Origin of the sequence: Pseudonocardia halophobica (assembly GCF_027922425.1) — a bacterium.
Taxonomy (GTDB): Bacteria; Actinomycetota; Actinomycetes; order Mycobacteriales; family Pseudonocardiaceae; genus Pseudonocardia; species Pseudonocardia halophobica.
On sequence record NZ_BSFQ01000011.1, the window covers coordinates 104741 to 127704 of the forward strand.

Consider the following 22964-nt stretch of genomic DNA (forward strand, 5'->3'; position numbering starts at 1 on the left):
GCCCGATCGTCCACACTGTCCGCGTGAGCAGGAACGACACGTCCGAGACCCTCCCGTGGATGCGCGCGGGCACCGAGCACCTGCTCGCCGTGGTCGAGGGGATCCCGGACGCCGAGCTGACCGCTCCCAGCGCCCTCCCCGGCTGGACCCGGGCGCACGTCGTGGCCCACCTGGCGCGCAACGCCGAGGCCCTCGTCCGGCTCGCGGCCTGGGCGCGCACGGGCGTCGAGACGCCGATGTACCCGAGCCCGGAGGCCCGGGCCGCGGAGATCGAGGAGACCTCCGGCCGGCCGCCGGGGGTGTTGCGGTCCGAGCTCGCCTCCACCGCCCGCGAGCTCGACGAGGCGCTCGGCGCGCTCACCCCGGAGCAGTGGGAGGCGACGATCCGCAGCGCCCAGGGCCGCGAGATCCCCGCCACCGAGATCCCGTTCCTGCGGATCCGCGAGGTGTGGATCCACGCCGCCGACCTCGGCACCGGCGCCTCGCTCGCGGACCTGCCCGCCGGCGTCGTCGACCTGCTGCTCGACGACGTCACGGCCACCTTGTCCGGCCGGGAGGGCTGCCCCACGCTCCTGCTCGCGCCGACCGACCGCGAGCGGGTGTGGCAGCTCGGCGACCCGGGCGTGAGCCCCGCGCCGGTCGCGTCGGGCCCCGGCGAGTCGATCCCGGCGGAGTCGGCCCCGCTGGGCGAGATGGAGACGACGAAGGCGCCCGCCCTGGACATCGTCGCCTGGCTGACGGGTCGGGCCCCGGCGAGCGTGCTGCCGGGCACCCCGCCGGAGCTGCCGCGCTGGCTCTGACCGCTCCTCAGGCGGCGCGCAGGCGGCCGCGGACCCGGCCGACCAGCCGGCACACCAGGTAGGCCAGGAACGCGATCGTGGCGACGTAGCCGGAGATGGGCAGGCCCGGCGCCAGGCTCAGCAACGTGCCGCCGAGGAGCGACAGCTCCGCGATCCCGATCGCCAGCACGGTGGCGGTCAGCGGGTTCGAGGTGACCCGCGCGGCCGCGGCGCCGGGGATGATCGTGACCGAGAGGACGAGGATCGCGCCGACGATCGGCACGGCCAGCGCCGTGGTCAGGGCGACGAGGACGGCGAACAGCGGCGACAGCACGCGCGTCGGCACCCCGCGGGCCACGGCGACGTCCGGGTCCGCACTGGCGAACAGCAGCGGCCGGTAGACCACCGCGAGGGTCGCCAGCACAACTATCGTCACGCTGACGAGAACGGCGATGTTGCTGGAGTCGACGGACACGATCGAGCCCGTGAGCAGGCCGAACTTGTTCGACGCCCGGCCCTCGTAGAGCGCCAGCAGCAGCACCCCGAGGCCCAGCCCGAAGGCGAGCACCACGCCGATCACCGAGTCGCGCTCGCGCTGGCGCAGCCCGAGCACGCCGAACACCAGCCCGGCGACCACCGCCCCGACGACCGCCCCGACGCTCACCGAGATCCCGATGAGCAGCGCCGCGGCCCCGCCGGTGAAGGCGAGCTCGGCCGTGCCGTGCACCGCGAACCCCATGCCGCGCGCCACGACGAGCGGGGCCAGCGCGCCCGCCACCAGGCCGAGCAGCGCGGCGGCGAGGAAGGCGTTCTGCACGAACGGCAGGCCCAGCAGCTCCCCGACGCCCTCGAACCCGAACAACCGGCTCACGTCACGGACTCCAGCGCGTCGTGGTGGGCGTGCTGGTCCTCGGCGCCGACCACCACGAGCCGGCCCTGCACCCGCACGACCTCGACGTCCGTCCGGTACAGCTCGGAGAGCGTCTCCGAGGTCATCACCTCGTCCGGCGTGCCGATCCGGAACCGGCCGCCGACCAGGTAGAGGACCCGGCTGACGAGCGGAAGGATCGGGTTGATCTCGTGCGTCACGAACACCACCGCCGTGTCCGCGGCGCGGCGACGCTCGTCGATCAGCCGGCTGACCGTGCGCTGGTGGGCCAGGTCGAGGGAGAGCAGCGGCTCGTCGCACAGCAGCACGCGCGGATCGCCGACCAGCGCCTGCGCCACCCGCAGCCGCTGCTGCTCGCCGCCGGAGAGCCGGCCGACGGGGGAGCGGGCGTACGAGGTCGCGCCCACCGCCTCGAGCGCGGCGGCCACCCGCCGCCGCCGCTCGGCGCGACCGCGCAGGCCGGGGCCGAACCGGTGGCCGTCGAGCCCCAGTCCGACGAGGTCGGCTCCGCGCAGCGGCATGTCCTCGACCAGGGCCTTCTGCTGCGGGATGTACCCGATGCCGCCCCCGCCGCGCCGGGCCGGCTCGCCGGCGATCCGGACCTCTCCGGCGTCGAGCGGCTGGAGGCCGAGCAGGACGCGCAGCAGCGTGGTCTTCCCGGACCCGTTCGGGCCCAGGACCGCCAGGAACTCGCCGGGCCGGACGTCGAGGTCCAGGCCCTCCCACAGCACCCGCCTGCCGAACGCGACCCGCGCGTCCCGCAGGGCGACCGCCGCCGGGGGCGCCGTCGGGGGTGTCGCGGTCATGACCTCATTGTTCACGCCGCTCCGTTCACGGCGCCCGCCAGGGCGTCGAGCTGGGCGGTCTGCCACGCGACGTAGGAGTCCACGCCGTCCGGCAGCGTCTCGCTGACCTCGACGACCGGCACGCCCTTGGCCTTCGCGGCGTCCGCCACCTTCTGCGTGGACGGGCTCTCGGTCTGGCTGTTGGCGACCAGCGCCTTCACCGGGTCCGGCCCCTCGACGATCTCGAGCGTCGACGCCAGCACCGCCGCGGCCGGGTCGGTGCCCTCCTCGACGGCCTCGCTGAACTCCTCGGGCGTGGCGTTCTGCAGGCCGGCGGCCTCGGTCAGGTACAGCGGGACCGGCTCGGTCACGGCGATCCGCCGGCCGGAGTGCCCGGCCTTGATCGCGTCGACCTTCTGCTGCAGCCCGTCGAGGTCCGTGCCGAACTTCTGCGCGTTGGCGGTGAACGTCGCGGCGTTGGCCGGGTCGGCCGCGCCCAGGTCCTCGGCGATCTCGTCGGCGACCTTCCGCACGGTCGGCAGGCTGTACCAGACGTGCTCGTTGAACCCACCGTGGTCGTGGCCGTCGCCTTCCGCGTGGCCGGCCTCGGGGGCGCCGGGCAGGCCGGAGAGCTGCACGGCGTCGATCACCGTGGCCTTCGTGCCGGACGACTCGACGAGGCGGGAGGCGAAGTCGTCGTAGCCGCCGCCGTTGACCACGACGAGCGCGGCCTTGGCGACCGTCGCGGCGTCGGCGGGGGTGGACTCGTACTCGTGCGGGTCGGCGTTCGGCGAGTCGATCAGCGACCTGACCTCGACGAGGTTGCCGCCGACGGCGGAGGCGATGCTCCCGTAGACGTCCGTCGAGGCGACGACGGCGACCTTCCCGCCCTCGGCGGAGGTCGGGGCGGACCCGGTCCCGCCGGCGTCTGATCCCGAGCCGCAGGCGGCGAGGGAGACCAGGCCGGCGGCGGCCAGCAGGGTGGTGGCGAGGCGCGTTCTCATCGTGGGGTCGTGCTCCGTATCAGGCTGTGCGCATGGTTTTATTGAAAACCGTTGTCACTTCACTCTAGCGGGTGGTGGCAGGCCGGGCTACCGAGCGCCCACCAGGGGCGGCTACCTTTCGTGACATGACCGGTTCACCCCACGTCAGGCGGCCGGCGACGCTCGCGTCGCTCGCCGCGGAGCTGGGCGTGTCCCGTACCACCGTCTCGAACGCCTACAACCGCCCCGACCAGCTCTCCGCGCCGCTGCGGGAGAAGGTCCTGGAGGCGGCGCGGCGGCTCGGCTACCCGGGCCCGGACCCGGTGGCGCGCTCGCTGCGCACCCGGCGCGCCGGCGCCGTCGGCCTGCTGCTCACCGAGGCCCTCTCCTACGCCTTCCGCGACCCGGTGGCCACCGGCTTCCTCGAGGGGCTGGCCCTGGCCTGCGAGCAGGCCGGGCAGGGCCTGCTGCTCGTCCCGGTCAGCCCCGAGCACGCCGACGTCGCCGCGGTGCACCAGGCGGGTGTCGACGGCTTCGTCGTCTACTCCGTCAGTGAGGACGACCCGCACTTCCGTGCCGTGCTCGAGCGGCCGGTGCCCACCGTGGTCTGCGACCAGCCCGTCGGCGTCGAGGGCGTCGACCGGGTCAGCGTCGACGACCGCGAGGGCATGCGCGCGCTCGGCGCGCACCTGACCGCGCTGGGGCACCGCAAGATCGGCGTGCTGTGCATGCGGCTGGGCCCGCAGCGGCACGACGGGCCGGCCGACCTCGTCCGGCAGGAGAACACCTCCTACCCCGTGCAGCGCGAGCGCATCGGCGGTCTCCGGGACGCGCTCGTCGACGCCGGCGTCGACTGGTCCGCCGTGCCCGTCGTCGAGCGGTTCGAGCACAGTCCCGAGGCGGGGGCGTCGGCCGCGCGCGAGCTGCTGGCCTCCTACCCGGACGTCACCGCCCTCGTCTGCACCTCGGACGTGCTGGCGATCGGCGCGCTGCAGCACGCCGCGGAGGCCGGGATCGCGGTCCCGGACCGGCTCACGATCACCGGGTTCGACGGCGTGCCGGAGGCCGAGCGGGTCGGCCTCACGACCGTGCGGCAGCCCGTGCGCCGCAAGGGCCAGGTCGCCGGGGAGCTGCTGCTGCAGCGCGGCGAGCGCAACAAGCCCAAGCAGATCGTGCTGCCCACCGAGCTCGTCGTGGGTTCCACCAGCGGCCCCGCCACGCAGACGGAGAAGTTCTTCTCGGGCTGGTGACCCGTGAGTGGCAACTGCCCCTACAGGGGCACTGGGCACTCACGACCCCGGCTGACCTGCGACGTCGTCCGGGCGCAGCTGGGCGGTGACCTCGCGGGCGAGGGCGGCGACGTCCTGATCCGGCCCGGGCGTGACGTTCCCCTCCAGGACCAGCGCCGCCAGCCCGTGCACCAGCGACCATGCCGCCAGTCGCCGGGTGCGGTCCCGCCCCTCGCCCTCCAGCACGGCGGCCGCGCGGCCCCGGGCCTCCGCCAGCTCCGGGTCGTCGACGCGGACGAGGTCGGGGCTGCGCATCACCGCGAAGTGCGCCGGGTGCCCGACGGCGAACACGACGTAGGCCACCCCGGCCTCGGCGAAGTCCGTGGCGTGCGCGGCGAGAGCGCCCGCGAGCAGCGCCCAGCCCTCGGCGGCGACGGCGGTGAGCAGCCCCGTCTTGTCCGTGAAGTGGTGCGTCGGGGCCGCGTGGGACACACCGGCCCGCCGCGCGAGGTCGCGCAGGCTCAGCGCCGCGACCCCGCGCTCGGCGATCACCTCGACCGCCGAGGCGAGCAGGGTCCGTCGCAGGTCGCCGTGGTGGTAGGGCTTCACCCGCGACATCTTGCCAGTGGCAAGTCGATCCTCAGGGCCGGACGCGCGCGAGGGCGCGCAGCACGCCCGTCACCGCCTCGGGGTCGACGACGCGGTGCTCCGCCGCGGTGTCGCCCTCGCCGACCTTCACCCCGACGTCGCCCGGCCGGAGCCGGGTGAACACGGACTCGTCCGTGACGTCGTCGCCCGCGAAGAACACGGCGTCGGCACCGAGCCGCTGGCGCAGCGTGTCGACGGCGGCACCCTTGCTGACCTGCAGGACCGCGAGGTCGATCACCGCCTTGCCCTCGGTGGAGTCCACGCCCTCCCACGTGCCGGGCCCGGCCCGGACGGCGTCGAGCACCCTCGTGCCGACCTCCGGCGCGGCGTTGCGGACGTGCACCGCGACCCCGGCCGGCTTGTGCTCCAGGGTCACCCCGATCTCGCCCTCGACCAGGTCGACGAGCGCGAGGGTCAGCTTCTCCTTGAGGTCCTGCTGCGCCGGGCTGAGCAGGGAGCCGTCCCCGTCGGTGAGGCCGGGCCCGTACTCGCCGCCGTGGCTGCCGACCATCCGGACCGGCTCGGCGAAGCCCGAGACGGTGCCCAGGTCCGTCAGGCCGCGCCCCGACAGCAGGACGACTGTGGTGCCCGGCGCCCCGGCGAGCTCGCGGACCGCGTCGGCGGAGTCCGGCAGGGGCCGGGCGTCGGAGGGCACGGGCACGATCGGGGCCAGCACGCCGTCGAAGTCCAGGGCGACGAGCAGGGTGCCGGCCTCGCCCAGCCGGTCGAGCGCCGCGGACAGGGCGGGGTCGAGCTGGTCCGGGTCGAGCTCGGGCTCAGCCATCGGCCGGCTCCAGGCCCAGGGCGTCGAGGAAGGACCGGGCCCACCGGTCGACGTCGTGGGTCATGACCTGCTTGCGCAGGGTCCGCATCCGCTTGCGGCCCTCCTCCGGGGGCATGGTCAGTGCGGCGTACAGCGCCTCCTTGACGCCGTCCGTGTCATGCGGGTTGACCAGCAGGGCGCTGGTCAGCTCGGCCGCGGCACCCGCGAACTCGGACAGCACCAGCGTGCCGCCGAGGTCGTGCCGGCAGGCGACGTACTCCTTGGCGACGAGGTTCATGCCGTCGCGCAGGGGCGTGACGAGCATGACGTCCGCGGCCAGGAAGAAGGCCGCCAGCTCCTCGCGCGGCAGCGACTGGTGCAGGTAGTGCACCGCGGGGTGGCCGACCTTCGCGAACTCGCCGTTGATCCGGCCGACGGAGAGCTCGATGTCGTCGCGCATCCGCTGGTAGTGCTCCACGCGCTCGCGGCTCGGCGTGGCGAGTTGGATCATCACCGCGTTCTCGGCGGTGATCCGGCCCTCCTCCAGCAGTTCGTGGAAGGCCCGCAGCCGGACGTCGATGCCCTTCGTGTAGTCGAGCCGGTCGACGCCGAGGACGATCTTCTCCGGGTTGCCGAGGTCGTCCCGGATCTGCGCCGCCCGCTTGACGACGGCGTCGGTGCGGGAGAGCTGGTCCAGCTGCGCCGAGTCGATGGAGATGGGAAAGGCGCCGAGCTTCACGGTGCGCCGCCCGACCGTGACCTCGTTGCGGTTGCGGACGGCCCCCGCGCCGGCCAGGCGGGTGGCGAGCCAGCGGAAGTTGCGCACGCCGCCCGCGGTGTGGAAGCCGATCACGTCCGCGCCGAGCAGGCCCTCGACGATCCGGGTCCGCCAGGGCAGCTGCATGAACAGCTCGGTGGGTGGGAACGGGATGTGCAGGAAGAACCCGATCCGCAGGTCGGGGCGCAGGTCGCGGAGCATCCCCGGCATGAGCTGCAGCTGGTAGTCCTGGATCCAGACCGTGGCGTTCTCGGCGGCGACCTTCGCGGTGTAGTCGGCGAAGCGCTGGTTGACCTTCACGTACGCCTGCCACCAGTGCCGATGGAACACCGGCGGGGCCACGACGTCGTGGTACAGCGGCCAGAGCGTGCCGTTGGAGAAGCCCTCGTAGTAGCTCTCGACCTCCTCCGCGCTGAGGCCGACGGGGTGCAGCTGCAGGCCGTCCTCGACGAGCGGGCCGACGTCGGCGTCGGGCACGCCGGGCCAGCCGATCCACGCGCCGTCCCGGGCGCGCAGCATGGGCTCCAGGGCCGTGACCAGGCCGCCGGGGCTGCGCTTCCAGCGTCGGCCGCCGTCGGGCAGCTTCTCCAGGTCGACGGGCAGCCGGTTGGCCACGACCACGAAATCGGGCGGGGGAAGCTCGGACTTGCTGTTGCGGGCCACCTGATCCTCCTCGCGCCGCCGGCGCGGCCGTCGCCGGCGGATCCTCGGGGAGAACCCTACTGACCGCCGGGCAGGTTCGCGGGCTCTGAATCGTCGGCGGCGGCGACGGGTTCGGGGTCGCCCGACGCCGTGCGCAGGCGCGGCCGGGCCAGGAACTCGCCGAAGGTCACGCCCGCTGCCAACGCCAGCCCGATGGCCAGCGCCAGCGTGACGGTGACCAGTCCTTCGGACAGCCCCTCGACCGCGAGCTGGTAGAAGCCGCGATAGGCGGTCAGGCCGGGCAGCAGGGGCGTGACACCCGCGAGCGTCACGACCAGCGAGGACACCTGCCGGGTGCGGCGCAGCAGGCCGGCTCCGATGCCGATCACGATCGCGGCGATCCCCGTCGCCGCGACCGGCCCGATTCCCGAGTACTGGTTGAGCGCGCTGTAGACGCCCCAGCTCACCGCGCCCGTCCCCGCCGCGTAGAGCAGTGCGCGCAACGGCGCGTAGCCCGCCAGGGCGTACCCGGCGGCCGCCACCGCGCCGGTGGCGACGGCCAGCGTGAACCGCCCGACGCTCGCCGAGGTCGAGCCCGCGACGTCGAGCGCGATGCCGACCGCGAACCCGAACTTCAGGCCGAGGACGACGCCGGTCAGCAGGCCCGCCGACAGGAGTGTGATCTCCGCGACCCGGCCGGCCGCGGTGACGTAGTAGCCGGAGATCGCGTCCTGCACGGTGCCGACCACGGACAGCCCGGACAGCAGCACGGTGATCGACGACGCGACGACCAGCGACGGCCGGGTGCCCGGCGGGAACAGGCCCGCGGCGAACAGCCCGATCGTCACGGTGGTGGCGAGCAGACCGCCCGTGACCTGCTGGAAGAAGGCCGGGAGCCCCCAGCGGTTGAGGATCCGCCCGACCCGGTCGATCGCGCCCGTGACCAGGAACGCCGTGATCGCCGTGACGGCACCGCCGCCCAGCAGCACCGCGATCGCCCCGGCCAGCGCGCCCCAGCCCGCCGTCGCCGTCCAGCGCGGGTAGGGGTGGCGGGCGTTGACCGCCTCGTCGAGCTCGCGGGCCGCGGCCCGGACGTCGAGCCGGCCCTCCACCACGGCGTCGACCACCGCGTCGACGGCCGCGAGCCGCGTCAGGTCCAGCGTCTTGTACTTGACGAGCCGCATCGACGTGACGGGCGACGCCGCGTTGCCGCGGTGGCAGCAGATCGTGATCGACGTGAACGTGATGTCCACGTCCACCGCCGGCAGGCCGCAGATCTCCGCGAGCCGCAGCATCAGGTCCGTGGTCACCCCGACGCTCTCCCCGCTGGAGAGCTGCACCTCGCCCACGCGCATGCAGAAGTCGAGGACCTCCTGCACCCGGGCGTCGTCGGGCACCTGCGGCCCGACCATCAGCATGGGCAACGTCGGCGGACCCGCCGCGAGGAGTCGGCGGGCGTCGCGCTTCAGCGTCGCCCGGAGCCGGTTCGCCAGCCGCTCGGCGGGGTTCAGCTCGTCCACCACAGGCGCCAAGGCTGCCAAACGACCGCGGCGCTCTACGATGTGGGCTGCCGGGCGCGAGTCCGGCGGTGCCGGTGTAGCTCAGTGGTAGAGCAACTGTCTTGTAAACAGTAGGTCGTCGGTTCGATCCCGACCTCCGGCTCAGCGCCTGACCAGCACGTCGGCGCCCATCCTGGCCCTACCGGGACTCCCGCCCGGAACCCTGCTGCGCCGGGCACCGCCGGACGTACCGTGGTGTGTGCTCGTCCAGCCGATGGCTTCGCTGACCGACCTCGCACTGGGGCTGGTCACCCTCTACCTCGTTCCCCGGTTGCCCCGGGACGTCGAGGGGGCGCGGTACTGGCGCGCCGCGTTCGCCTGGGCGGCGGTGACCGCGCTGATGGGCGCGCTCTACCACGGCTTCCTCATCGGCGTTCCTCAGGTCGGCGAGGTCACGTGGGCGGTCATGAGCACCATGGTCGTCGTCGTCATGTCGTTCCTGCTGGCGGCGTCCGTGGTGCAGGTCCTCGGCCGGACCCGCGCCATCGTGTTCTGGCCGCTGCGCCTGCTGGGTGTCGCCGCCTACGCGGTCCTCGCCGCGACCGGCCACCCCGGCATCACGGCGATCATGCTGTGCGAGGGCCTCACGATGGCCTGCGTCATCGGGCTGTGGGTCTGGGCGTGGCTGCGCCGGCATCCGTCGGGTCGCCTGATGCTGGTGGCCATCGGGGTGAGCATCGCGGGCGCGCTGCTGCGACTGGTGCCGGGCGCGGCGACGCTGGTGCGACTCGACCCCGACTCCGCCTACCACATAGGGCAGATCGTCGGGATGGTGCTGCTGTTCCGGGCCGTCGCCCGCGGCGGACCGCCCCCTCTCGTCGGACGCGGCTCGTCCACGGCGTGAACGTCGAGCTCCATCTGCCTCTCGGCGAGTAACCACGTTGACAGGCACCTCCGCCGGCTCGGGCGGTCGTGCGGGGATGTCAGGCCGCTGCCGGCAGCTCCTCTACCGCCGTGGCGCCGGTCAGGTTGATCAGCCGGTGGCCGCGGTTGCGCGCGTGGTGCAGCGAGCGGAGCCAGTCGTAGAGCGTGCCCAGCCGGTTGCCCCAGCCGATCAGGAACATGACGTGCACGTAGCACCAGAGCAGGTAGGCGAGGTGTCCGGTGATCGTGACGCCGCCTACCTGGGCCACCGCCTGGCGAGCGCCGATCGTGGCCATGCTGCCCTTGTCGGAGTAGCGGAACGGGGCGGGCGTGCTGATGTCGCCGCGCACCCGGTCCGCGATCCGCCTGCCCACGTAGGTGCCCTGCTGCATCGCCACCTGCGCCACGCCGGGCAACCGGTCCGCGGTGGTGACCATGTCGCCGATCGCATAGACGCCGTCCGCGCCGGGGACGCTGCAGTCCGGGTGGACGGCCAGCCGGCCGGAACGATCGGTCGGCGTGCCGGTGGCCTTGGCGAGCATCGCGGCCAGTGGCGACGCCTGCACGCCGGCCGCCCAGATCTTGGTGCGGGCGACGATGCGCTCCTCGCCGGTCGGGCCCGTCACTGTGATCGACTCGGAGTCGATGTCCGTGGCGGTCGTGCTCAGGCGGACCTCGACGCCCATGCTCTCGAGCCGGCGTCGCGTGTAGTCCTGCAGCTTCGGCGCGAACGGGGCGAGCACGGAAGGGCCCGCGTCCAGCAGGATGATCCTGGCCCGTCGGGTGTCGATCGAGCGGTAGTCCTCGGGGAGCACGTACCGGGCGAGTTCGGCCAGCTGACCGGTGATCTCCACGCCGGTCGGTCCGGCCCCCACCACGACGAAGGTCAGGCGGGCCGCCCGCTCCGCGTCGTCGGTGGCGAGCTCGGCCAGTTCGTAGGCACCCAGGATGTGGCTGCGCAGCATGCGGGCGTCGTCGATGGTCTTCATGGCGGGGGCGAACTGCGACCACTGCGGGTGCCCGAAGTAGGCGTGCGTGGCTCCGCCGGCGACGACGAGGTAGTCGTAGGGCAGCTCGAGCGTCTGCCCGGTGGGAGTGACGGCCCGCACGACCTTGCGCTCGAGGTCCATGCCGTGCACCTCGGCGAGCAGCGTGCGGATCGTGCGCTCCTTCGTCACGACCCGGCGCAGCGCCGGCGCGATGAGGCCGGGCGGGAGGATCCCGGTCGCGACCTGGTAGAGCAGCGGCTGGAAGAGGTGATGGTTGGTGCGGTCGACGAGTGTCACGTCGACGTCGGCGCGCGCGAGCGCCTTCGCGCCCCGAACCCCGCCGAACCCGCCGCCGATCACGACGACCTGGGGGCGGCGGCTCTCCTCCGCGCGCCCGAGAGCCGAGTTGTGCATGCTCGTATCCCCTCCATGGCGGCTGGCCCGACTGTGGCCACCGACCCGGTTCCGCTCGTCGACAGTTGCCGGTCCTCGAAGGCCGACGGGAGAAGGATGCTTGCCCGGGGCCTCGCGGCCGATCCCGTTTGCCCTAGTGCCGCAGGGGCGTTCCCGCCGATTCCGTTGGGGTTGTCCCCCTTCGAAGGGTGGGGTGGTGTCGCCGTGGGACGCGGCGCCGAGGAGGGCGTGGAGGAACGCCGCGAACGGCGCCGAGATCGAGAAACGGCGCAAGGTGCCCGCGGAGGTCCCCTTCGCCCGGGCCGACCCGGCCGACTGAGGCTCGACACACGACACGTTCACCAGCCATCCACACCGCTCTGCGAACGCCTGACGCTGATCGTGCGGCGGGGACGCGCGTGCCGATGAGTTCCGCCCACCCAGTGCGTCTACACCCCGAGCACACCCCACGACGACTGGAGCCCTCCGATGACCGAGATCACCGCCACCGCCACCGCCACCAACTCGCGCGCCGCGAACGTCGGCCTCTGGACGCTGCAGGTGCTCCTGGCCGCCGTCTACGCCTTCTCCGCGTTCGGGAAGCTCACGGCCGACGCGCAGAACGTCGCCGGCTTCGAGGCCATGGGTCTGGGCATCACCGGCATGTACGTCATCGGCGCCTTGGAACTGGCCGGCGCGATCGCGATGTTCGTGCCTCGCCTGACCGGACTGGCCGCACTGTGCTTCGTCGCCCTGATGATCGGCGCCGTGACGATCACGTGGATCGTGGTGGGCGGCGGGCTCGTCGCGATTCCCGCGACCGTCGGTGTCCTGGCCGCGGTGCTCGCCTGGGGCCGCCGCGACAGCACCCGGCGGCTGATCACACAGCTGCGTCGCTGACGAGGTGCTGCTCGTGCCGCGCTGCCGACGCCTCGGCCGCGGTCGAACTCGACGGCAGCGGCACCGGTTTCCGAGTCAGTCCTTCGCGACCTGGATGATCGTCTTGCCCGGCGTGCGGCGGTGGCGGGCGAAGGCGGCGGGTGTCTCGGCGAGTGGGCGGACGTCGCCGATGATGGGCTTCAGGCGGCCGTCCCGGAGCCGCTGGGCCAGGTCCGCGAGTCGCGCGCGATCGGGTTCGACCACGAAGAAGATCGCGCGGCCGTCGTCGGGTTGGACCGCGGGCGGCTCGGCGATGGTCACGAGGGTGCCGCCGGGGCGCACGAGGGCGGTCGAGCGCTCGAGGACGTCCCCGCCGATCACGTCCAGGACCACGTCGACCTGGCCGACACCGTCCAACGGGTCGGCGCCCAGGTCCAGGAACTCCTGTGCGCCGAGGTCGAGCACGACGCTGCGGGCGTCGGCCCGCCCGGTACCGATCACGTGGGCTCCGACCTCCCGGGCGAGCCGGACGGCGATCGACCCGACCGCGCCGGCGGCGCCGTGGATCAGCACGGTCTGCCCGATGGTGAGGTGTGCGTGGTCGAAGAGTCCCTGCCACGCGGTCAGCCCGGAGATCGGCCGGCGGCGTGCACCCGGACGACGACGTCGTTCTCGGCGGCGTGCGGGTGGGGCAGGTCGGTCAGTGCGAGCCCGGCGATGCCGGCGTCGCGGTCCCGGACGGCGATGGCGTGCATGTCAGTTCCTTCCAGTCGACACGTTGTTGCGCTGTCCTCGATGTCCGTGGCCGTCAGCTCGGCCAGGCCGACCCGAGAATCCGCTCGACCGTGGTCGTGCGCCGGAAATCGGGGACGAAGTGCTCGAGGACGTCGGAGTTCACGGTCCCGTTGGTCGTGTCCGGACGGTTCTTCATCCCGTCGTGATAGGCGCGCAGGAACTCGTTCTTGAAATCGCCGCGTGGGTGCACGGCGAGGACTTCCTCCACCTGATCGGAATTGAGGCCGTCCAGGCCGAAGCCGAGCACGTCGGTCAGCACGCCGAGATAGGTGGTGGCGATCTCCGGCCCCATGCGGTCGGGGATCCCCGGCGTCGTGTGCAGCGCGATCGCCGTCCACACGGTGTCGGCCGCCGCGGCGGAGAAACCGCGTTCGAGCAGGAACCTGCGCCCGTGGTCGGCCCCGTCGACCTCGAACCGCTGCTCCACTTCGGAGAAGGGCGTGGCCAGGCCGGCGTCGTGGAACATGGCGGCCAGGTAGAGGAGTTCGGGATCCGGTGCGACGCCGAGCCGGTGAGCATGGATCTGGCCGAAGAAGAACACCCGGCGTGAGTGGTGGTAGATGAGCGGGCTCGTCGTCTCCTGGATGAGACGGGACGCTTCGGCGACCGCCGCCGTCTCGGGGATCTCCACGCCCGCGATGACCTCTGTCATGTCTTCTGCGCTTTCCACTGGTGGTTGTCCGACCTCGATGCTGCCGACCACCACCTGCTGCGCGCTGCCTTCGTCCGGCCAGGAACCCCTCACATCCGGACCTGGGCCGCGCCGCTTGCCGTGGCGCGGGCGAGGCGCTAGCAAGGGCTGTGTCCTCGTTCGCCGCTCCCGCTGCCGACCGGCCCTCGGCGATGGCCGGTGATACGCCGCACCGCGTCGCGTTCCTCGTCTACGACGGCGTGACGTTGCTGGACGTCGCGGGCCCGGCGGAGGTGTTCACGGAGGCGAACCGGTTCGGCGCCGACTACCAGGTCGTCCTGCTGTCGCCGACCGGCGAGGACGTCACGTCGAACCTCGGGTTCAGGGTTGCGGTCGACGCCGCCGTCTCCGCCGAGCCCGCGGCGGGCACGTACGTGGTGGCCGGCTCGAGCCTCTATCCGCGGACGCCCGTGCCCGGGGAGCTCGCGGACGCCGCACGGGTCCCGGCGGCAGGCGCCGGCCGCGTCGCGTCGATCTGCACGGGCGCGTTCATCCTCGCCGCTGCCGGCCTGCTCGACGGCAGGCGCGCGACCACGCACTGGAAGGTCACCCATGAACTCGCCGCCCGGTGCCCGACGTGCCGCGTGGAACCCGACGCGATCTACGTCCGCGACGGCACCACGTACACCTCGGCGGGGGTGACCGCCGGGATCGATCTGGCGCTCGCCCTCGTCGAGGAGGACCACGGATCGGACGTGGCCCGCGACGTCGCCCGCGCCCTGGTGGTCTACATGCAGCGTTCGGGTGGCCAGTCGCAGTTCTCCGCCCCGCTGCAGGGTCCGCCACCCCGGTCCTCGGCCCTGCGGAAGATCACCGACCTCGTGACGGCGGACCCGCAGGGCAACCACTCGCCCGGTGAGCTCGCGAAACACCTCAACGTCAGCACCCGCCACCTCACCCGGCTCTTCCACGACGAACTGTCCACCACACCGGCCCGCTACGTGGAGAACATCCGCTTCGACATGGGTAGGGCGTTGCTCGACCAGGGGCACACCGCGACACAGGCCGCAGCTCTCGCCGGATTCCCCAGCTACGAGAGCATGCGCCGGGTGTTCGCGCGGAAGCTGTCCATCAGCCCCGCGGCCTACCAGCGCCGCTTCGGCACCGCCCGCCGCGCCAACGCCGGATGATGAGGTCATGGGTTCCTACGAGCGGACGATCGCGGTCGCCGCACCGCCGGACCGGGTGTGGGCGGTGCTCGAGGACGTCGAGTCCTGGCCGGCGTCGACCCCCTCGATGTCGTCCGTGCGCCGCAGCGTCGACGGCGCGCTCCGGGTCGGGGAGCGGGTCCGGGTGCGCCAGCCCCGCCTGCCCCCGGCGGTGTGGACCGTGACCCGCATCGAGCCCGGCCGGTCGTTCACCTGGATCTCGCGCGCCCCGGGCCTGCACTCCGTGGGCGACCACGAGATCCGCCCCGGACCCGACGGGTGCACCCTCGTCCTCCGGTTCGCCCAGACCGGCCCGCTCGCCGGGCCGGCCTGGCGGCTGATGGCGCGCACCGTCCGTCGTTACGTCGACCTCGAGGCCGAGGGGCTGAAGCGACGGGCGGAGTCGTCGGGCTGACCAGCGTCTGCGCCCGACGACGAGACTCAGCCGGTGGGCCCGTAGGCCGCCGCGATCTCCTCCGATCCCGCCCAGCGGCTGTAGGTCGGACCCTGCGGCCACCCCTCCGGCGAGTCCTGCCACACCTCCTGCCGGCCGTACGGCAGCAGGTCGACCAGGCCGAACAGGTAGCTCAGCTGCTCGGTGCCGCGACCGTTGGTGTGCCAGGTCCGGTAGACCGTGTCGCCGTCGCGCAGGAACACGTTGACCGCGAACCCGCCGCCGGGCGGGGCCCCGACGTCGGAGCCGAACGAGCTGTTCGCCGTCGAGTACCACTCCATGGTGTTGCCGACCCGGCGCCGGTAGGCGAGTGCCTCCTCGATCGGGCCCTGGGTGACGACCACGAAGCGGGCGTCGAACTTCGCCAGGCCCTCGAGGCGGGTGAACTGCGAGGTGAAGCCGGTGCAGCCGCCGCACTGCCACTCCTCGCCGTCGTGCCACATGTGGTTGTAGACGATCAGCTGCGGGGCGTCGCCGAAGACGTCGACGAGCCGGACCGGGCCGTCCGCGCCCTCCAGCACGTAGTCGGGCATCTCGACCATCGGCAGCCGCCGGCGCTGGGCGGCGATGGCGTCGAGCTCGCGGGTCGCGGCCTTCTCGCGCACCCGCAGCTCGGCGAGCTCCTTCTCCCAGGTGGCGGCGTCGACGACGGGCGGCAGTGCGGACATGGTTCCTCCTCCGGTTCACCTACTCCCCGGGGCAGACCGTCCGGCGGCCGCAGACTCATCGGTCCGGCGGTCGAGGAGTCCCGCGCGGCGCCGAACCTGCTTCTCGGCCGTCCGGCGACGACGCCTGACCCCTCGACCGGGGCCGGCGAACCGCGCGATCATGCCCACACCGGGTGTCCGAGGGTTAGCGCGTGGCGGGGTCCCGACGAGCAGGTGGGTGGACGGCTCCCCGTCGAAGAAGGAGATCCGGTAGGTGAACGACGTCGGCAGCGCCCTCGACAGCCTGCTCGCCATCGCGGTCGTCGCGGCGCTCGCCCCGCTGCTGCTCGGCCTGTTCCCCCGGGTACGCGTCCCGCAGGTGGTGCTCCTGCTCGCCGGCGGGATCGTCGTGGGGCCGCAGGTGCTCGGCGTGGCCGCGCCCGCGCCCGTCGAGCCGCTCGCCGACCTCGGGCTGGGGTTCGTGTTCCTGCTCGCCGGCTACGAGCTCGACCAGCGGCTGTACCGGCAGGACGCGGGGCGGCGGGCGTTGCTGGCCTGGGTGGTGTCGCTGCTCCTCGCGCTCGGGGCCGTCGGGCTGCTCACCTCGCTCGGGCTGGTGCGGGCGTTCGTGCCCGTGGCCCTCGCGATGACCACCACCGCGCTGGGCACGCTCGTGCCGGTCCTGCGCGAGAACGGCATGCTGCGCGGTCGGCTGGGCGGGTACCTGATGGCCGGCGGCGCGGCCGGGGAGCTGTTCCCGATCCTCGCGATCGCCGTGTTCCTCGGCATCGCCAACCGGTTCGTCGCGCTGCTGTCACTGGCGGCGGTGGCCGTGCTCGCGGTTCTGCTCGCCGTCGCGTCCCGGGTGATGCGGCCGGGCGGGCGGCTGGCGCGGGTCTTCGACGAGCGCCAGCACGAGACCAGCCAGATCACGCTGCGGTTCACGGTGCTGCTGCTCGTGCTGCTGCTGGCGGTCACCGAGCGGTTCCACCTCGACGCGGTGCTGGGCGCGTTCGTGGCCGGGATGGTGCTGCGGCGCTGGGCCGGGCCGAGCGCGCCGGTGCTGGAGGAGAAGCTCGACGTGGCCGGGCACGGCTTCCTCATCCCGATCTTCTTCGTGTACTCCGGCATGACGATCGACCTGCACGCCATCGCGCAGGCCCCGCTGCGCCTCGTGCTCTTCTTCGGGCTCATGATCGCCATCCGCGGGCTGCCGGCCCTGCTCGTCTACCTCGGCGTCCTGTCCCTGCGCGAGCGGATCCAGACCGCGCTGGTGACGGCCACCGCGCTGCCGCTGGTCGTCGCGCTGGCCCAGATCGGGCTGCGGAACGGGACGATGCTGCCGGAGAACGCCGCCGCCCTCGTCGGCGCGGCGGTGCTCACCGTCCTGGTCCTGCCGACCCTGGCCGTGTCGATGCACCGGCCGGCGGTGGAGGAGAGCCCCCGCCGCGACGCGCCCTCGCCCTGACCGCACCGGGTCCCTCCGGCCCTATCGCCGCGGCGGCGGGAGGGGCAGGCTCGTGGGCGTCCGTCCCGGCCCGACCGAGGAGCACCGGATGACACAGCCGCACGAACCCGCCTCCGCCCCGGACGAGGTGCCGACGAGCGCCGAGCGGCCGGCGACGACCGGCCCCTACGACGACGAGACCCTCGCCCGCCTGCTGCACGACCTCGACGTCGCCAACGACTGGCACCCCTGAGGATCGGCTCAGAACTCGCCCGTCGCGAGGAACCGCTCGATCCGCTCGGTGTGGGGTGCGAGGTCCAGGCCCTGGGCGGCGACCCAGTCGTCGTCGTAGTAGCTGTGCCGGTAGCGCTCGCCGCCGTCGCAGATCAGGGTGACCACGCTGCCCCGCACGCCGTCGGCCAGCATCCGCGCGACGAGGTGGTAGACGCCCCACAGGTTCGTCCCGGTCGAGCCGCCCGCGAACCGCCCGGTGCGTTCGTGCAGGTGGCGCACGGCGGCGATGCTCGCGGCGTCGGGCACCGGCAGCATCAGGTCGATCACCCCGGGCACGAAGCTGGGCTCCATCCGCGGGCGCCCGATCCCCTCGATCCGGCCCGGCATCCCGGTGGCGTAGTCCGCCGCGCCGCTCGCCCAGCCCGGCAGGAAGGCCGAGTTCTCCGGGTCGACGACGGCCAGCCGCGTCGGCATCCGCCGGTAGCGCAGGTACCGGCCGATCGTCGCCGAGGTGCCGCCGGTGCCCGCCCCGACGACGATCCACTCCGGCACCGGGTACCGCTCCTGCGCGAGCTGCGCCACGATCGACTCGGCGATGTTGTTGTTGCCGCGCCAGTCCGTCGCCCGCTCGGCGTGGGTGAACTGGTCCAGGTAGTGCCCGCCGCACTCCGCGGCCAGCCGCTCCGCCTCGGCGTACATCCCGGCCCCGTGCTCGACGGGGTGGCAGCGGCCGCCGTACCGCTCGATCAGCGCGATCTTCTCCGGGCTGGTGGAGCGCGGCAGCACCGCGACGAACGGCACGCCGATCAGCTGCGCGAAGTACGCCTCGGACACCGCGGTGGACCCGGAGCTGGCCTCGACGACCGTGGTGTGCGGCCCGATCTGCCCGCTGACCAGGGCGTGCAGGAACAGCGAGCGGGCCAGGCGGTGCTTGAGGCTGCCGGTGGGGTGCACCGACTCGTCCTTGAGGTAGACGTCGACGCCCCAGTCGGCGGGCATCGGCAGGACGTGCAGGTGGGTGTCCGCGGAGCGGTTCGCGTCCGCCTCCACGCGCCGCACGGCCTCGTCGACCCACAGCCGGTCCGCGCCCGCCCGTTCCACCGCCACGGCGGAACCGTATCCGCCGGTCCGCCTACCGGGAGCCGGGGCCGGCGGGCCGGAAGGTCGCCAGCGCGCCGGCGAGCATCGAGTAGTAGCCGACGAGCCAGACCAGGGCGGCGAGGGTGTCGCGGCCGAGCGCGCCGAGGGCGGCGGCGTACAGCTCGTCGTCGACGTCGCGGTCGACGAGCAGGGCCCGGGCGACCCGCCACGCGTGCCGCTCGGCGGCGTCGAGCCCCGCCGGTTCCGTGCCGTCGAGCAGGGCCTGGAGCTGCGTGGAGGTCAGCCCGGCGTCCCGCGCCGTGCCCTCGTGCGAGGTCCACTCGAACTCCGACCGCGTGTGCGCCGCGACGGTGAGGACCGCCAGCTCGCGCAGGCGCGGGGGCAGGTCGGGGTCGGTGCGCAGGGCGGCGCCGACCTGCTGGACGGCGGACCCGATCCGCGGGGAGAACAGCATCGCCCCGAACGGGCCGAGCAGCCGCTCCTCGTCGTCGACGAGCGGGACCCGGCTCTGCGCGCGGCGCGGACCGGTGGCGATCAGGTCGTGCAGGGCGGCCCGCTCGGGGTCCAGGTCGGCCCGGGCCTGCGGGCGGCTGCGCGGCGGCCCGGGGCGTTCGGGGCGCCCGACGAGCTCGTCGGTCATGCGAGGTGCGCGCTCTCGGTGGTCATGGTCCTCCTCCTGGCGAGGTCGACCGGAGCCTACGGCGGGACCCCGGTACAGGTCGGTCAGTGCAGGAACTTGAGCCCCACCACGCCGGCGACGATCGCGACCAGGCACAGCAGCCGGGCCGCGGTCGTCGGCTCGCCGAGGGCGACCATGCCGTAGAGCGCGGTGCCGACGGCGCCGATCCCGACCCAGGTCGCGTAGCCGGTGCCGACGGGGATCGACCGCAGCGCGTACGCGAGGCCGGCCATGCTCAGGACCAGCGCAACGAGGAACGTGACGGACGGCAGGACCGCGGTGAACCCGCGGCTGCGGGCCAGCGCCGCGGCCCAGACGGTCTCGAGGACACCCGAGACGACGAGGACGATCCACGCCATGACACACCTCCGGAACGGCGTCGTCTTGTCGTGCCGGGTACGACGCGCTCGTCCGGGGAGTCCGCAGGAGGCGGGTCCACGATCAACGGTAGCAACGCCCGCGCTCGTCGAGCCCGGTTGGTGACCGGTCCGACCCGCACCGATCGCTGCCGGAGGGGCCGCGAGTCCGGCTAGCATCACGGGATGTTCTCGGCGGCGGCCTCCTCGTTCGACGAGTGGAGCGCGATCGCCGAGACCAGCTTCGTCCCGCTCCGGGTCCGGCCGCCCGCCGCGGGGACCGCGGGGTTCCGCGGCGAGATCGTCGGACGCGGGCTCGACACCCGCCTGGGCCTCTCCCGGATCGCGGCCGACCCCTGCCGGATGACCCGGGCCGGGTCGGTGGACGACGCACCGGACACCCTCTTCCTCTCGATCCAGCGCCGCGGCGCGGTCCGGGTGGCGCAGGCGGGGCGCGTCGCTCGGGCGGTCGCCGGCGAGGCCGTGCTGTACCGCAGCCGCGAGCGGCTGTCGCTCGAGTGCGAGGCGTCGACCTCCTGCCTGACGCTGCAGGTCACGGGGGAGTGCGCGGGGCTCGACGAGGCCGCGGTCTCCGCCGGCCTCGCGCGGACGATCCCGGGGTCGATCCCCGCACTGCGCGTGCTGGCCGCCACCGCGGACACGCTCGAGCAGACCGTCGACGGCCTGGACGCGGTGTCGGCCGCCCGGATGTCGTCCGCGGTGCTGCAGATGCTCGACGCGCTGCTCGGCTCGCTCGGCGGCACCGAGACACCGCCCACCGGTCCGGTCGCCCTCGCCGCGACGATGCAGCGGTTCGTCCTGGAGAACCTCACCGATCCCGGCATGTCCGTCGACACGATCGCCCGGCGCTTCGGTGTGTCCGGCCGCTACGTCACGCGCGTGTTCGCCGAGGCGGGACAGCCGCCACCCGCCACGTTCCTGCGCGACGAGCGCCTCCGGCGGGCCGCCCACCTGCTCGGCCGCGAGCACCGCCCGACCGTCGCTGCCGTGGCCGCCCGGTGCGGGTTCGCCGACACCACCACGTTCACCCGTGCCTTCCGGCGCCGGTACGGGGTCGCGCCCGGGGCGTGGGCCCGCCCGGGTGAGCCGCCGGTCGTGTCGGCCTGACGGCTCAGGTCCGTGCCGCGGCGAGCAGCGCCGTCAGGTCCGCGGCGATGCTCTCGGCGTCCCGGGTGTCCGACCAGTACCGGGCCGGGGCCGCGGCCGGATCGAGCAGGTACGTCATCGCGGTGTGCTGCACGTCGTAGCCCGCCGGGGTGTCGCGGCGGCGGGTGAAGACCCGGAAGGACGCGGCTGCATCGCCGGTCTGCTCCGCGGTCCCGGTGAGCCCCGTGAAGCGTGGGTGCGTGGCCTCGAGGTGCGCCTCGAGGCGCTCCGGGATGTCCCGCTCGGGGTCGACGGTGACGTACAGCGGGACCACGGCCGCGGCCGCGTCGCCCAGCCGGTCCAGCACGTCGTCGAGCTTGGCCAGGGCGCGGGGACAGACCACGCGGCACGAGGTGAACCCGAACTGGACCAGCTGCCAGCGCCCGCGGTAGGTCCGCTCGGTCACCGGGGTGTTGTGGTGGTCGACCAGGGAGTACGTCGCGCGGATCGGCGGGGCGGTCACGGCGCGGCCACCATGTCGACGGCCGCGCCGTCCGGCACGTCGAGCACGGACGGGGTGCGCGGGGTGACCTCCGTGCCGCCCAGCCACAGGCGGGTTCCCGGCGGGAGGCCGGCCAGCGTGACGGTGCCCTCCCCGGGGACGGTCCGGTCGCGGCGCAGGCGGGCGTGCAGCACCCCGTCGACGACCTCGGCGCGGCTGACCTCGACGTCGCGGTCGACCGCGGCGAGCCGGGGCGCGTCGTGGTGGCCGGCCGGCCAGGGCTCCTGGTAGATGCGCCGCAGGCCGTCCGCGACGTTCAGCCGCGCGTAGCCGAGCAGGACGTTGCCGGACATGGGCTCGATCTCGGTGCGCCGCCCGTCGGCGTCCGACGGCGTGTCGTTGCGCGGGTAGTAGAGGCCTCCGTCGCGCCAGGTGGGGGTCATGAACCGGTCGGCGTGGGCGAGCAGGCCGTCGAGGGTGTCCCGGTCGCCCATCTCGGAGGCCCAGGCCGCGACCCAGCCGAAGTCGCAGGTGTCGGACACGATCTCCTGGCCCATGACCTGCCGCGCGGGTGCGGAGGGCACCGACACCGTGCCGTCGGGCCCGGGTTCGAGGAAGTCGGCGACCTGCCGCCGGTAGTGCCCGTGCACGAAGTCGTGGTTCCAGGTGTTCATCAGCGCGCCGCACCAGGCGTCGACCCAGGGGGAGGGGCGCTCGTTGGGCCGCACCTCCCGGGTGTCCTGGGAGATCATCATGGCGTAGTGGCCGGCGTCGTCGAGGCGGCCGAAGTCGGCCCAGGCCTTCTCGTAACCCGCGACGACGTCGTCGGCGCGGGCACCGCCGGTGATCTGGTCGTGCAGCCGGAAGCCGAGGATCGCGGGCTGGTTGCAGATCTGGAACACGCAGTTCGGCTCGCACGCGACGCCGAGGTAGCCGCTCTCGACCATGAGCCAGTAGAGGTGCTCGGTCAGCGAGTCCCGGTCGTAGGCGAACCGCTTCTCCGGCCCGCCCCAGAAGAACGACCAGTGCCGGAAGGTGAGCGAGCCCGGCGCGGCGTAGTGGTCGGTGCCGAAGAGCTGGTCGTGCAGCGCGGCGCAGGACTGCACGTACGCCGAGTACATGATGTTGTCCCGCACGACCGGGTCCCACTCCTCGGCGAGCCCCTCCGAGAGGTGGGCGTTGAACACCGAGCCGCCGCGGGAGACGTCGCGCCAGTACAGCCACACCTCGGGCATGAGCAGCTTCTCGATCAGCCGGCGGATCGTGGGGGCGAACAGGCCGGGCGCCGCGGGCAGCCGGTGCCGGTGGGCGAGGGCGAGCCCGTAGACCATGTAGGCGAGCTGGAAGCGGTAGCCGCCGAAGTCGTCCTGGCTCACGCCCTTGCCCTGCATCAGCGACCAGTCGTTGGGCAGCTGCCGGGACAGGTTGTCCCAGTGCCGCAGGTGCCCGAGCTGCTCCCGGGTCAGGACCCCGTGGGACATCGCCGTCCTCCCTCCGGCGGCCGCCCGCACCGCGGTCCGCCGCGCCGGACGCTAGCCGCTCGCCGGGCCGCCGGACCGTCGATCCGGGAACCCGGAAAAGGCGTTCCCGGAACACGGCGCGCGCCGATGAGTCGGGGCCCGC

At 73.6% G+C, this 22964-nt stretch carries 27 protein-coding genes, 1 tRNA gene and 1 riboswitch; of the genes, 11 read left to right on the plus strand and 17 right to left on the minus strand.

Annotated elements, in window-relative coordinates:
• The first annotated feature begins 23 nt into the window (after window positions 1–23).
• Window positions 24–800, plus strand: coding sequence for a maleylpyruvate isomerase family mycothiol-dependent enzyme (locus PKE99_RS15365; RefSeq protein WP_037045276.1), 777 nt, complete (start codon window positions 24–26; stop codon window positions 798–800).
• 7 nt (window positions 801–807) lie between these two features.
• On the opposite strand, the gene PKE99_RS15370 is transcribed toward PKE99_RS15365, so the two are convergent.
• From PKE99_RS15370 to PKE99_RS15380, 3 genes are read right to left on the minus strand one after another with little or no spacing between them, the layout of a single operon-like run.
• Window positions 808–1650 (minus strand): metal ABC transporter permease, encoded by an 843-nt coding sequence (locus tag PKE99_RS15370; RefSeq protein WP_037045277.1) that lies wholly within the window; start codon window positions 1648–1650, stop codon window positions 808–810.
• The gene (locus tag PKE99_RS15375; RefSeq protein WP_051737375.1) at window positions 1647–2474 is read right to left on the minus strand and encodes a metal ABC transporter ATP-binding protein; all 828 of its coding nucleotides are present in this window, start codon (window positions 2472–2474) and stop codon (window positions 1647–1649) included. The genes PKE99_RS15370 and PKE99_RS15375 overlap by 4 nt, the downstream gene beginning before the upstream one ends.
• Window positions 2475–2485: 11 nt before the next feature.
• Window positions 2486–3457, minus strand: a complete 972-nt coding sequence (locus tag PKE99_RS15380; protein ID WP_037045279.1) for a metal ABC transporter solute-binding protein, Zn/Mn family — start codon at window positions 3455–3457, stop codon at window positions 2486–2488.
• A 125-nt stretch (window positions 3458–3582) separates the two neighbouring features.
• On the opposite strand from PKE99_RS15380, the gene PKE99_RS15385 reads away from it, so the two are divergent.
• Window positions 3583–4686: a LacI family DNA-binding transcriptional regulator gene (locus PKE99_RS15385; protein ID WP_037045280.1), complete on the plus strand. Its 1104-nt coding sequence runs from the start codon at window positions 3583–3585 to the stop codon at window positions 4684–4686.
• 39 nt (window positions 4687–4725) lie between these two features.
• Here the strand turns inward: PKE99_RS15385 and PKE99_RS15390 are convergent, their stop codons facing one another.
• From PKE99_RS15390 to PKE99_RS15405, 4 genes are read right to left on the minus strand one after another with little or no spacing between them, the layout of a single operon-like run.
• Window positions 4726–5283, minus strand: coding sequence for a TetR/AcrR family transcriptional regulator (locus PKE99_RS15390; protein WP_037045281.1), 558 nt, complete (start codon window positions 5281–5283; stop codon window positions 4726–4728).
• 22 nt (window positions 5284–5305) lie between these two features.
• On the minus strand, window positions 5306–6097 hold the full coding sequence (gene otsB / locus PKE99_RS15395; protein ID WP_051737354.1) for a trehalose-phosphatase: 792 nt from the start codon (window positions 6095–6097) through the stop codon (window positions 5306–5308).
• The gene (locus tag PKE99_RS15400) at window positions 6090–7517 is read right to left on the minus strand and encodes an alpha,alpha-trehalose-phosphate synthase (UDP-forming) (RefSeq protein WP_051737355.1); all 1428 of its coding nucleotides are present in this window, start codon (window positions 7515–7517) and stop codon (window positions 6090–6092) included. Before PKE99_RS15400 ends, otsB begins: the two co-directional genes overlap by 8 nt.
• Before the next feature lie 56 nt (window positions 7518–7573).
• Window positions 7574–9019 carry a threonine/serine exporter family protein gene (locus PKE99_RS15405; protein WP_231498192.1) on the minus strand — a complete coding sequence of 482 codons (1446 nt, stop codon included), beginning with the start codon at window positions 9017–9019 and terminating at the stop codon, window positions 7574–7576.
• Window positions 9020–9086: 67 nt separating this feature from the next.
• On the opposite strand from PKE99_RS15405, the gene PKE99_RS15410 reads away from it, so the two are divergent.
• Window positions 9087–9158, plus strand: a tRNA-Thr gene (locus PKE99_RS15410).
• A 111-nt stretch (window positions 9159–9269) separates the two neighbouring features.
• A complete protein-coding gene (locus PKE99_RS15415; RefSeq protein ID WP_156067552.1) occupies window positions 9270–9899 on the plus strand; it encodes a DUF6962 family protein in 630 nt (209 codons plus the stop codon).
• 79 nt (window positions 9900–9978) lie between these two features.
• Here PKE99_RS15415 and PKE99_RS15420 read toward each other — a convergent pair whose 3' ends face one another.
• On the minus strand, window positions 9979–11322 hold the full coding sequence (locus tag PKE99_RS15420; protein ID WP_037045283.1) for an NAD(P)/FAD-dependent oxidoreductase: 1344 nt from the start codon (window positions 11320–11322) through the stop codon (window positions 9979–9981).
• A 196-nt stretch (window positions 11323–11518) separates the two neighbouring features.
• Between PKE99_RS15420 and PKE99_RS15425 the strand changes: the two genes are divergently transcribed.
• Both PKE99_RS15425 and PKE99_RS15430 read left to right on the plus strand, forming a co-directional pair.
• Window positions 11519–11641 carry a hypothetical protein gene (locus PKE99_RS15425; RefSeq protein WP_269322983.1) on the plus strand — a complete coding sequence of 41 codons (123 nt, stop codon included), beginning with the start codon at window positions 11519–11521 and terminating at the stop codon, window positions 11639–11641.
• A 149-nt stretch (window positions 11642–11790) separates the two neighbouring features.
• On the plus strand, window positions 11791–12201 hold the full coding sequence (locus tag PKE99_RS15430; protein WP_037045285.1) for a DoxX family protein: 411 nt from the start codon (window positions 11791–11793) through the stop codon (window positions 12199–12201).
• Between the two features lie 75 nt (window positions 12202–12276).
• Here the strand turns inward: PKE99_RS15430 and PKE99_RS15435 are convergent, their stop codons facing one another.
• Genes PKE99_RS15435 through PKE99_RS15445 form a run of 3 tightly spaced genes read right to left on the minus strand, consistent with a single transcriptional unit; the run spans window position 12277 to window position 13720 of the window.
• The gene (locus tag PKE99_RS15435) at window positions 12277–12753 is read right to left on the minus strand and encodes a zinc-binding dehydrogenase (RefSeq protein WP_231498193.1); all 477 of its coding nucleotides are present in this window, start codon (window positions 12751–12753) and stop codon (window positions 12277–12279) included.
• Window positions 12754–12803: 50 nt separating this feature from the next.
• Window positions 12804–12935: a hypothetical protein gene (locus PKE99_RS15440; protein WP_269322984.1), complete on the minus strand. Its 132-nt coding sequence runs from the start codon at window positions 12933–12935 to the stop codon at window positions 12804–12806.
• Window positions 12936–12988: 53 nt separating this feature from the next.
• Window positions 12989–13720 (minus strand): HD domain-containing protein, encoded by a 732-nt coding sequence (locus PKE99_RS15445; protein ID WP_306470739.1) that lies wholly within the window; start codon window positions 13718–13720, stop codon window positions 12989–12991.
• Between the two features lie 98 nt (window positions 13721–13818).
• Here PKE99_RS15445 and PKE99_RS15450 point away from each other — a divergent pair, with 98 nt between their 5' ends.
• Both PKE99_RS15450 and PKE99_RS15455 read left to right on the plus strand, forming a co-directional pair.
• Entirely contained in the window at window positions 13819–14796 is a 978-nt protein-coding gene (locus PKE99_RS15450; protein ID WP_037045287.1) for a GlxA family transcriptional regulator, read from the plus strand.
• Between the two features lie 7 nt (window positions 14797–14803).
• On the plus strand, window positions 14804–15229 hold the full coding sequence (locus PKE99_RS15455) for an SRPBCC family protein (RefSeq protein ID WP_037045290.1): 426 nt from the start codon (window positions 14804–14806) through the stop codon (window positions 15227–15229).
• A gap of 26 nt (window positions 15230–15255) precedes the next feature.
• Here the strand turns inward: PKE99_RS15455 and PKE99_RS15460 are convergent, their stop codons facing one another.
• Window positions 15256–15936 (minus strand): DUF899 domain-containing protein, encoded by a 681-nt coding sequence (locus tag PKE99_RS15460; RefSeq protein WP_037045292.1) that lies wholly within the window; start codon window positions 15934–15936, stop codon window positions 15256–15258.
• A 253-nt stretch (window positions 15937–16189) separates the two neighbouring features.
• On the opposite strand from PKE99_RS15460, the gene PKE99_RS15465 reads away from it, so the two are divergent.
• A complete protein-coding gene (locus tag PKE99_RS15465; RefSeq protein WP_037045294.1) occupies window positions 16190–17383 on the plus strand; it encodes a cation:proton antiporter in 1194 nt (397 codons plus the stop codon).
• 88 nt (window positions 17384–17471) lie between these two features.
• Complete coding sequence (locus tag PKE99_RS15470) at window positions 17472–17615, plus strand: hypothetical protein (RefSeq protein WP_156067554.1); 144 nt, start codon at window positions 17472–17474, stop codon at window positions 17613–17615.
• A gap of 8 nt (window positions 17616–17623) precedes the next feature.
• Here PKE99_RS15470 and cds1 read toward each other — a convergent pair whose 3' ends face one another.
• The 3 genes from cds1 to PKE99_RS15485 form a co-directional block, all read right to left on the minus strand.
• Window positions 17624–18703, minus strand: a complete 1080-nt coding sequence (gene cds1, locus PKE99_RS15475; protein WP_269322985.1) for an L-cysteine desulfhydrase Cds1 — start codon at window positions 18701–18703, stop codon at window positions 17624–17626.
• Window positions 18704–18728: 25 nt separating this feature from the next.
• On the minus strand, window positions 18729–19337 hold the full coding sequence (locus PKE99_RS15480; RefSeq protein ID WP_037045296.1) for a carboxymuconolactone decarboxylase family protein: 609 nt from the start codon (window positions 19335–19337) through the stop codon (window positions 18729–18731).
• Between the two features lie 83 nt (window positions 19338–19420).
• Entirely contained in the window at window positions 19421–19735 is a 315-nt protein-coding gene (locus PKE99_RS15485) for a DMT family transporter (RefSeq protein WP_037045298.1), read from the minus strand.
• A 14-nt stretch (window positions 19736–19749) separates the two neighbouring features.
• Window positions 19750–19815, minus strand: a riboswitch (guanidine-III (ykkC-III) riboswitch).
• Window positions 19816–19918: 103 nt separating this feature from the next.
• On the opposite strand from PKE99_RS15485, the gene PKE99_RS15490 reads away from it, so the two are divergent.
• Complete coding sequence (locus PKE99_RS15490) at window positions 19919–20860, plus strand: AraC family transcriptional regulator (RefSeq protein ID WP_037045299.1); 942 nt, start codon at window positions 19919–19921, stop codon at window positions 20858–20860.
• A 4-nt stretch (window positions 20861–20864) separates the two neighbouring features.
• Here the strand turns inward: PKE99_RS15490 and PKE99_RS15495 are convergent, their stop codons facing one another.
• Window positions 20865–21362, minus strand: coding sequence for an SCO family protein (locus tag PKE99_RS15495; RefSeq protein WP_037045300.1), 498 nt, complete (start codon window positions 21360–21362; stop codon window positions 20865–20867).
• Window positions 21359–22822, minus strand: a complete 1464-nt coding sequence (locus tag PKE99_RS15500) for a linalool dehydratase/isomerase domain-containing protein (protein ID WP_051737356.1) — start codon at window positions 22820–22822, stop codon at window positions 21359–21361. Before PKE99_RS15500 ends, PKE99_RS15495 begins: the two co-directional genes overlap by 4 nt.
• Window positions 22823–22964 lie beyond the last annotated feature (142 nt).

What these genes read in the sequence shown, in the direction of transcription:
- PKE99_RS15375 (WP_051737375.1), bottom strand. Translation starts at nt 2,474, where the DNA reads ATGACCGCGACACCCCCGACGGCGCCCCCGGCGGCGGTCGCCCTGCGG.
- PKE99_RS15380 (WP_037045279.1), bottom strand. Translation starts at nt 3,457, where the DNA reads ATGAGAACGCGCCTCGCCACCACCCTGCTGGCCGCCGCCGGCCTGGTC.
- PKE99_RS15385 (WP_037045280.1), top strand. Translation starts at nt 3,583, where the DNA reads ATGACCGGTTCACCCCACGTCAGGCGGCCGGCGACGCTCGCGTCGCTC.
- PKE99_RS15390 (WP_037045281.1), bottom strand. Translation starts at nt 5,283, where the DNA reads ATGTCGCGGGTGAAGCCCTACCACCACGGCGACCTGCGACGGACCCTG.
- otsB (WP_051737354.1), bottom strand. Translation starts at nt 6,097, where the DNA reads ATGGCTGAGCCCGAGCTCGACCCGGACCAGCTCGACCCCGCCCTGTCC.
- PKE99_RS15415 (WP_156067552.1), top strand. Translation starts at nt 9,270, where the DNA reads ATGGCTTCGCTGACCGACCTCGCACTGGGGCTGGTCACCCTCTACCTC.
- PKE99_RS15420 (WP_037045283.1), bottom strand. Translation starts at nt 11,322, where the DNA reads ATGCACAACTCGGCTCTCGGGCGCGCGGAGGAGAGCCGCCGCCCCCAG.
- PKE99_RS15430 (WP_037045285.1), top strand. Translation starts at nt 11,791, where the DNA reads ATGACCGAGATCACCGCCACCGCCACCGCCACCAACTCGCGCGCCGCG.
- PKE99_RS15440 (WP_269322984.1), bottom strand. Translation starts at nt 12,935, where the DNA reads ATGCACGCCATCGCCGTCCGGGACCGCGACGCCGGCATCGCCGGGCTC.
- PKE99_RS15450 (WP_037045287.1), top strand. Translation starts at nt 13,819, where the DNA reads ATGGCCGGTGATACGCCGCACCGCGTCGCGTTCCTCGTCTACGACGGC.
- PKE99_RS15455 (WP_037045290.1), top strand. Translation starts at nt 14,804, where the DNA reads ATGGGTTCCTACGAGCGGACGATCGCGGTCGCCGCACCGCCGGACCGG.
- PKE99_RS15460 (WP_037045292.1), bottom strand. Translation starts at nt 15,936, where the DNA reads ATGTCCGCACTGCCGCCCGTCGTCGACGCCGCCACCTGGGAGAAGGAG.
- PKE99_RS15470 (WP_156067554.1), top strand. Translation starts at nt 17,472, where the DNA reads ATGACACAGCCGCACGAACCCGCCTCCGCCCCGGACGAGGTGCCGACG.
- PKE99_RS15480 (WP_037045296.1), bottom strand. Translation starts at nt 19,337, where the DNA reads ATGACCGACGAGCTCGTCGGGCGCCCCGAACGCCCCGGGCCGCCGCGC.
- PKE99_RS15485 (WP_037045298.1), bottom strand. Translation starts at nt 19,735, where the DNA reads ATGGCGTGGATCGTCCTCGTCGTCTCGGGTGTCCTCGAGACCGTCTGG.
- PKE99_RS15490 (WP_037045299.1), top strand. Translation starts at nt 19,919, where the DNA reads ATGTTCTCGGCGGCGGCCTCCTCGTTCGACGAGTGGAGCGCGATCGCC.
- PKE99_RS15500 (WP_051737356.1), bottom strand. Translation starts at nt 22,822, where the DNA reads ATGTCCCACGGGGTCCTGACCCGGGAGCAGCTCGGGCACCTGCGGCAC.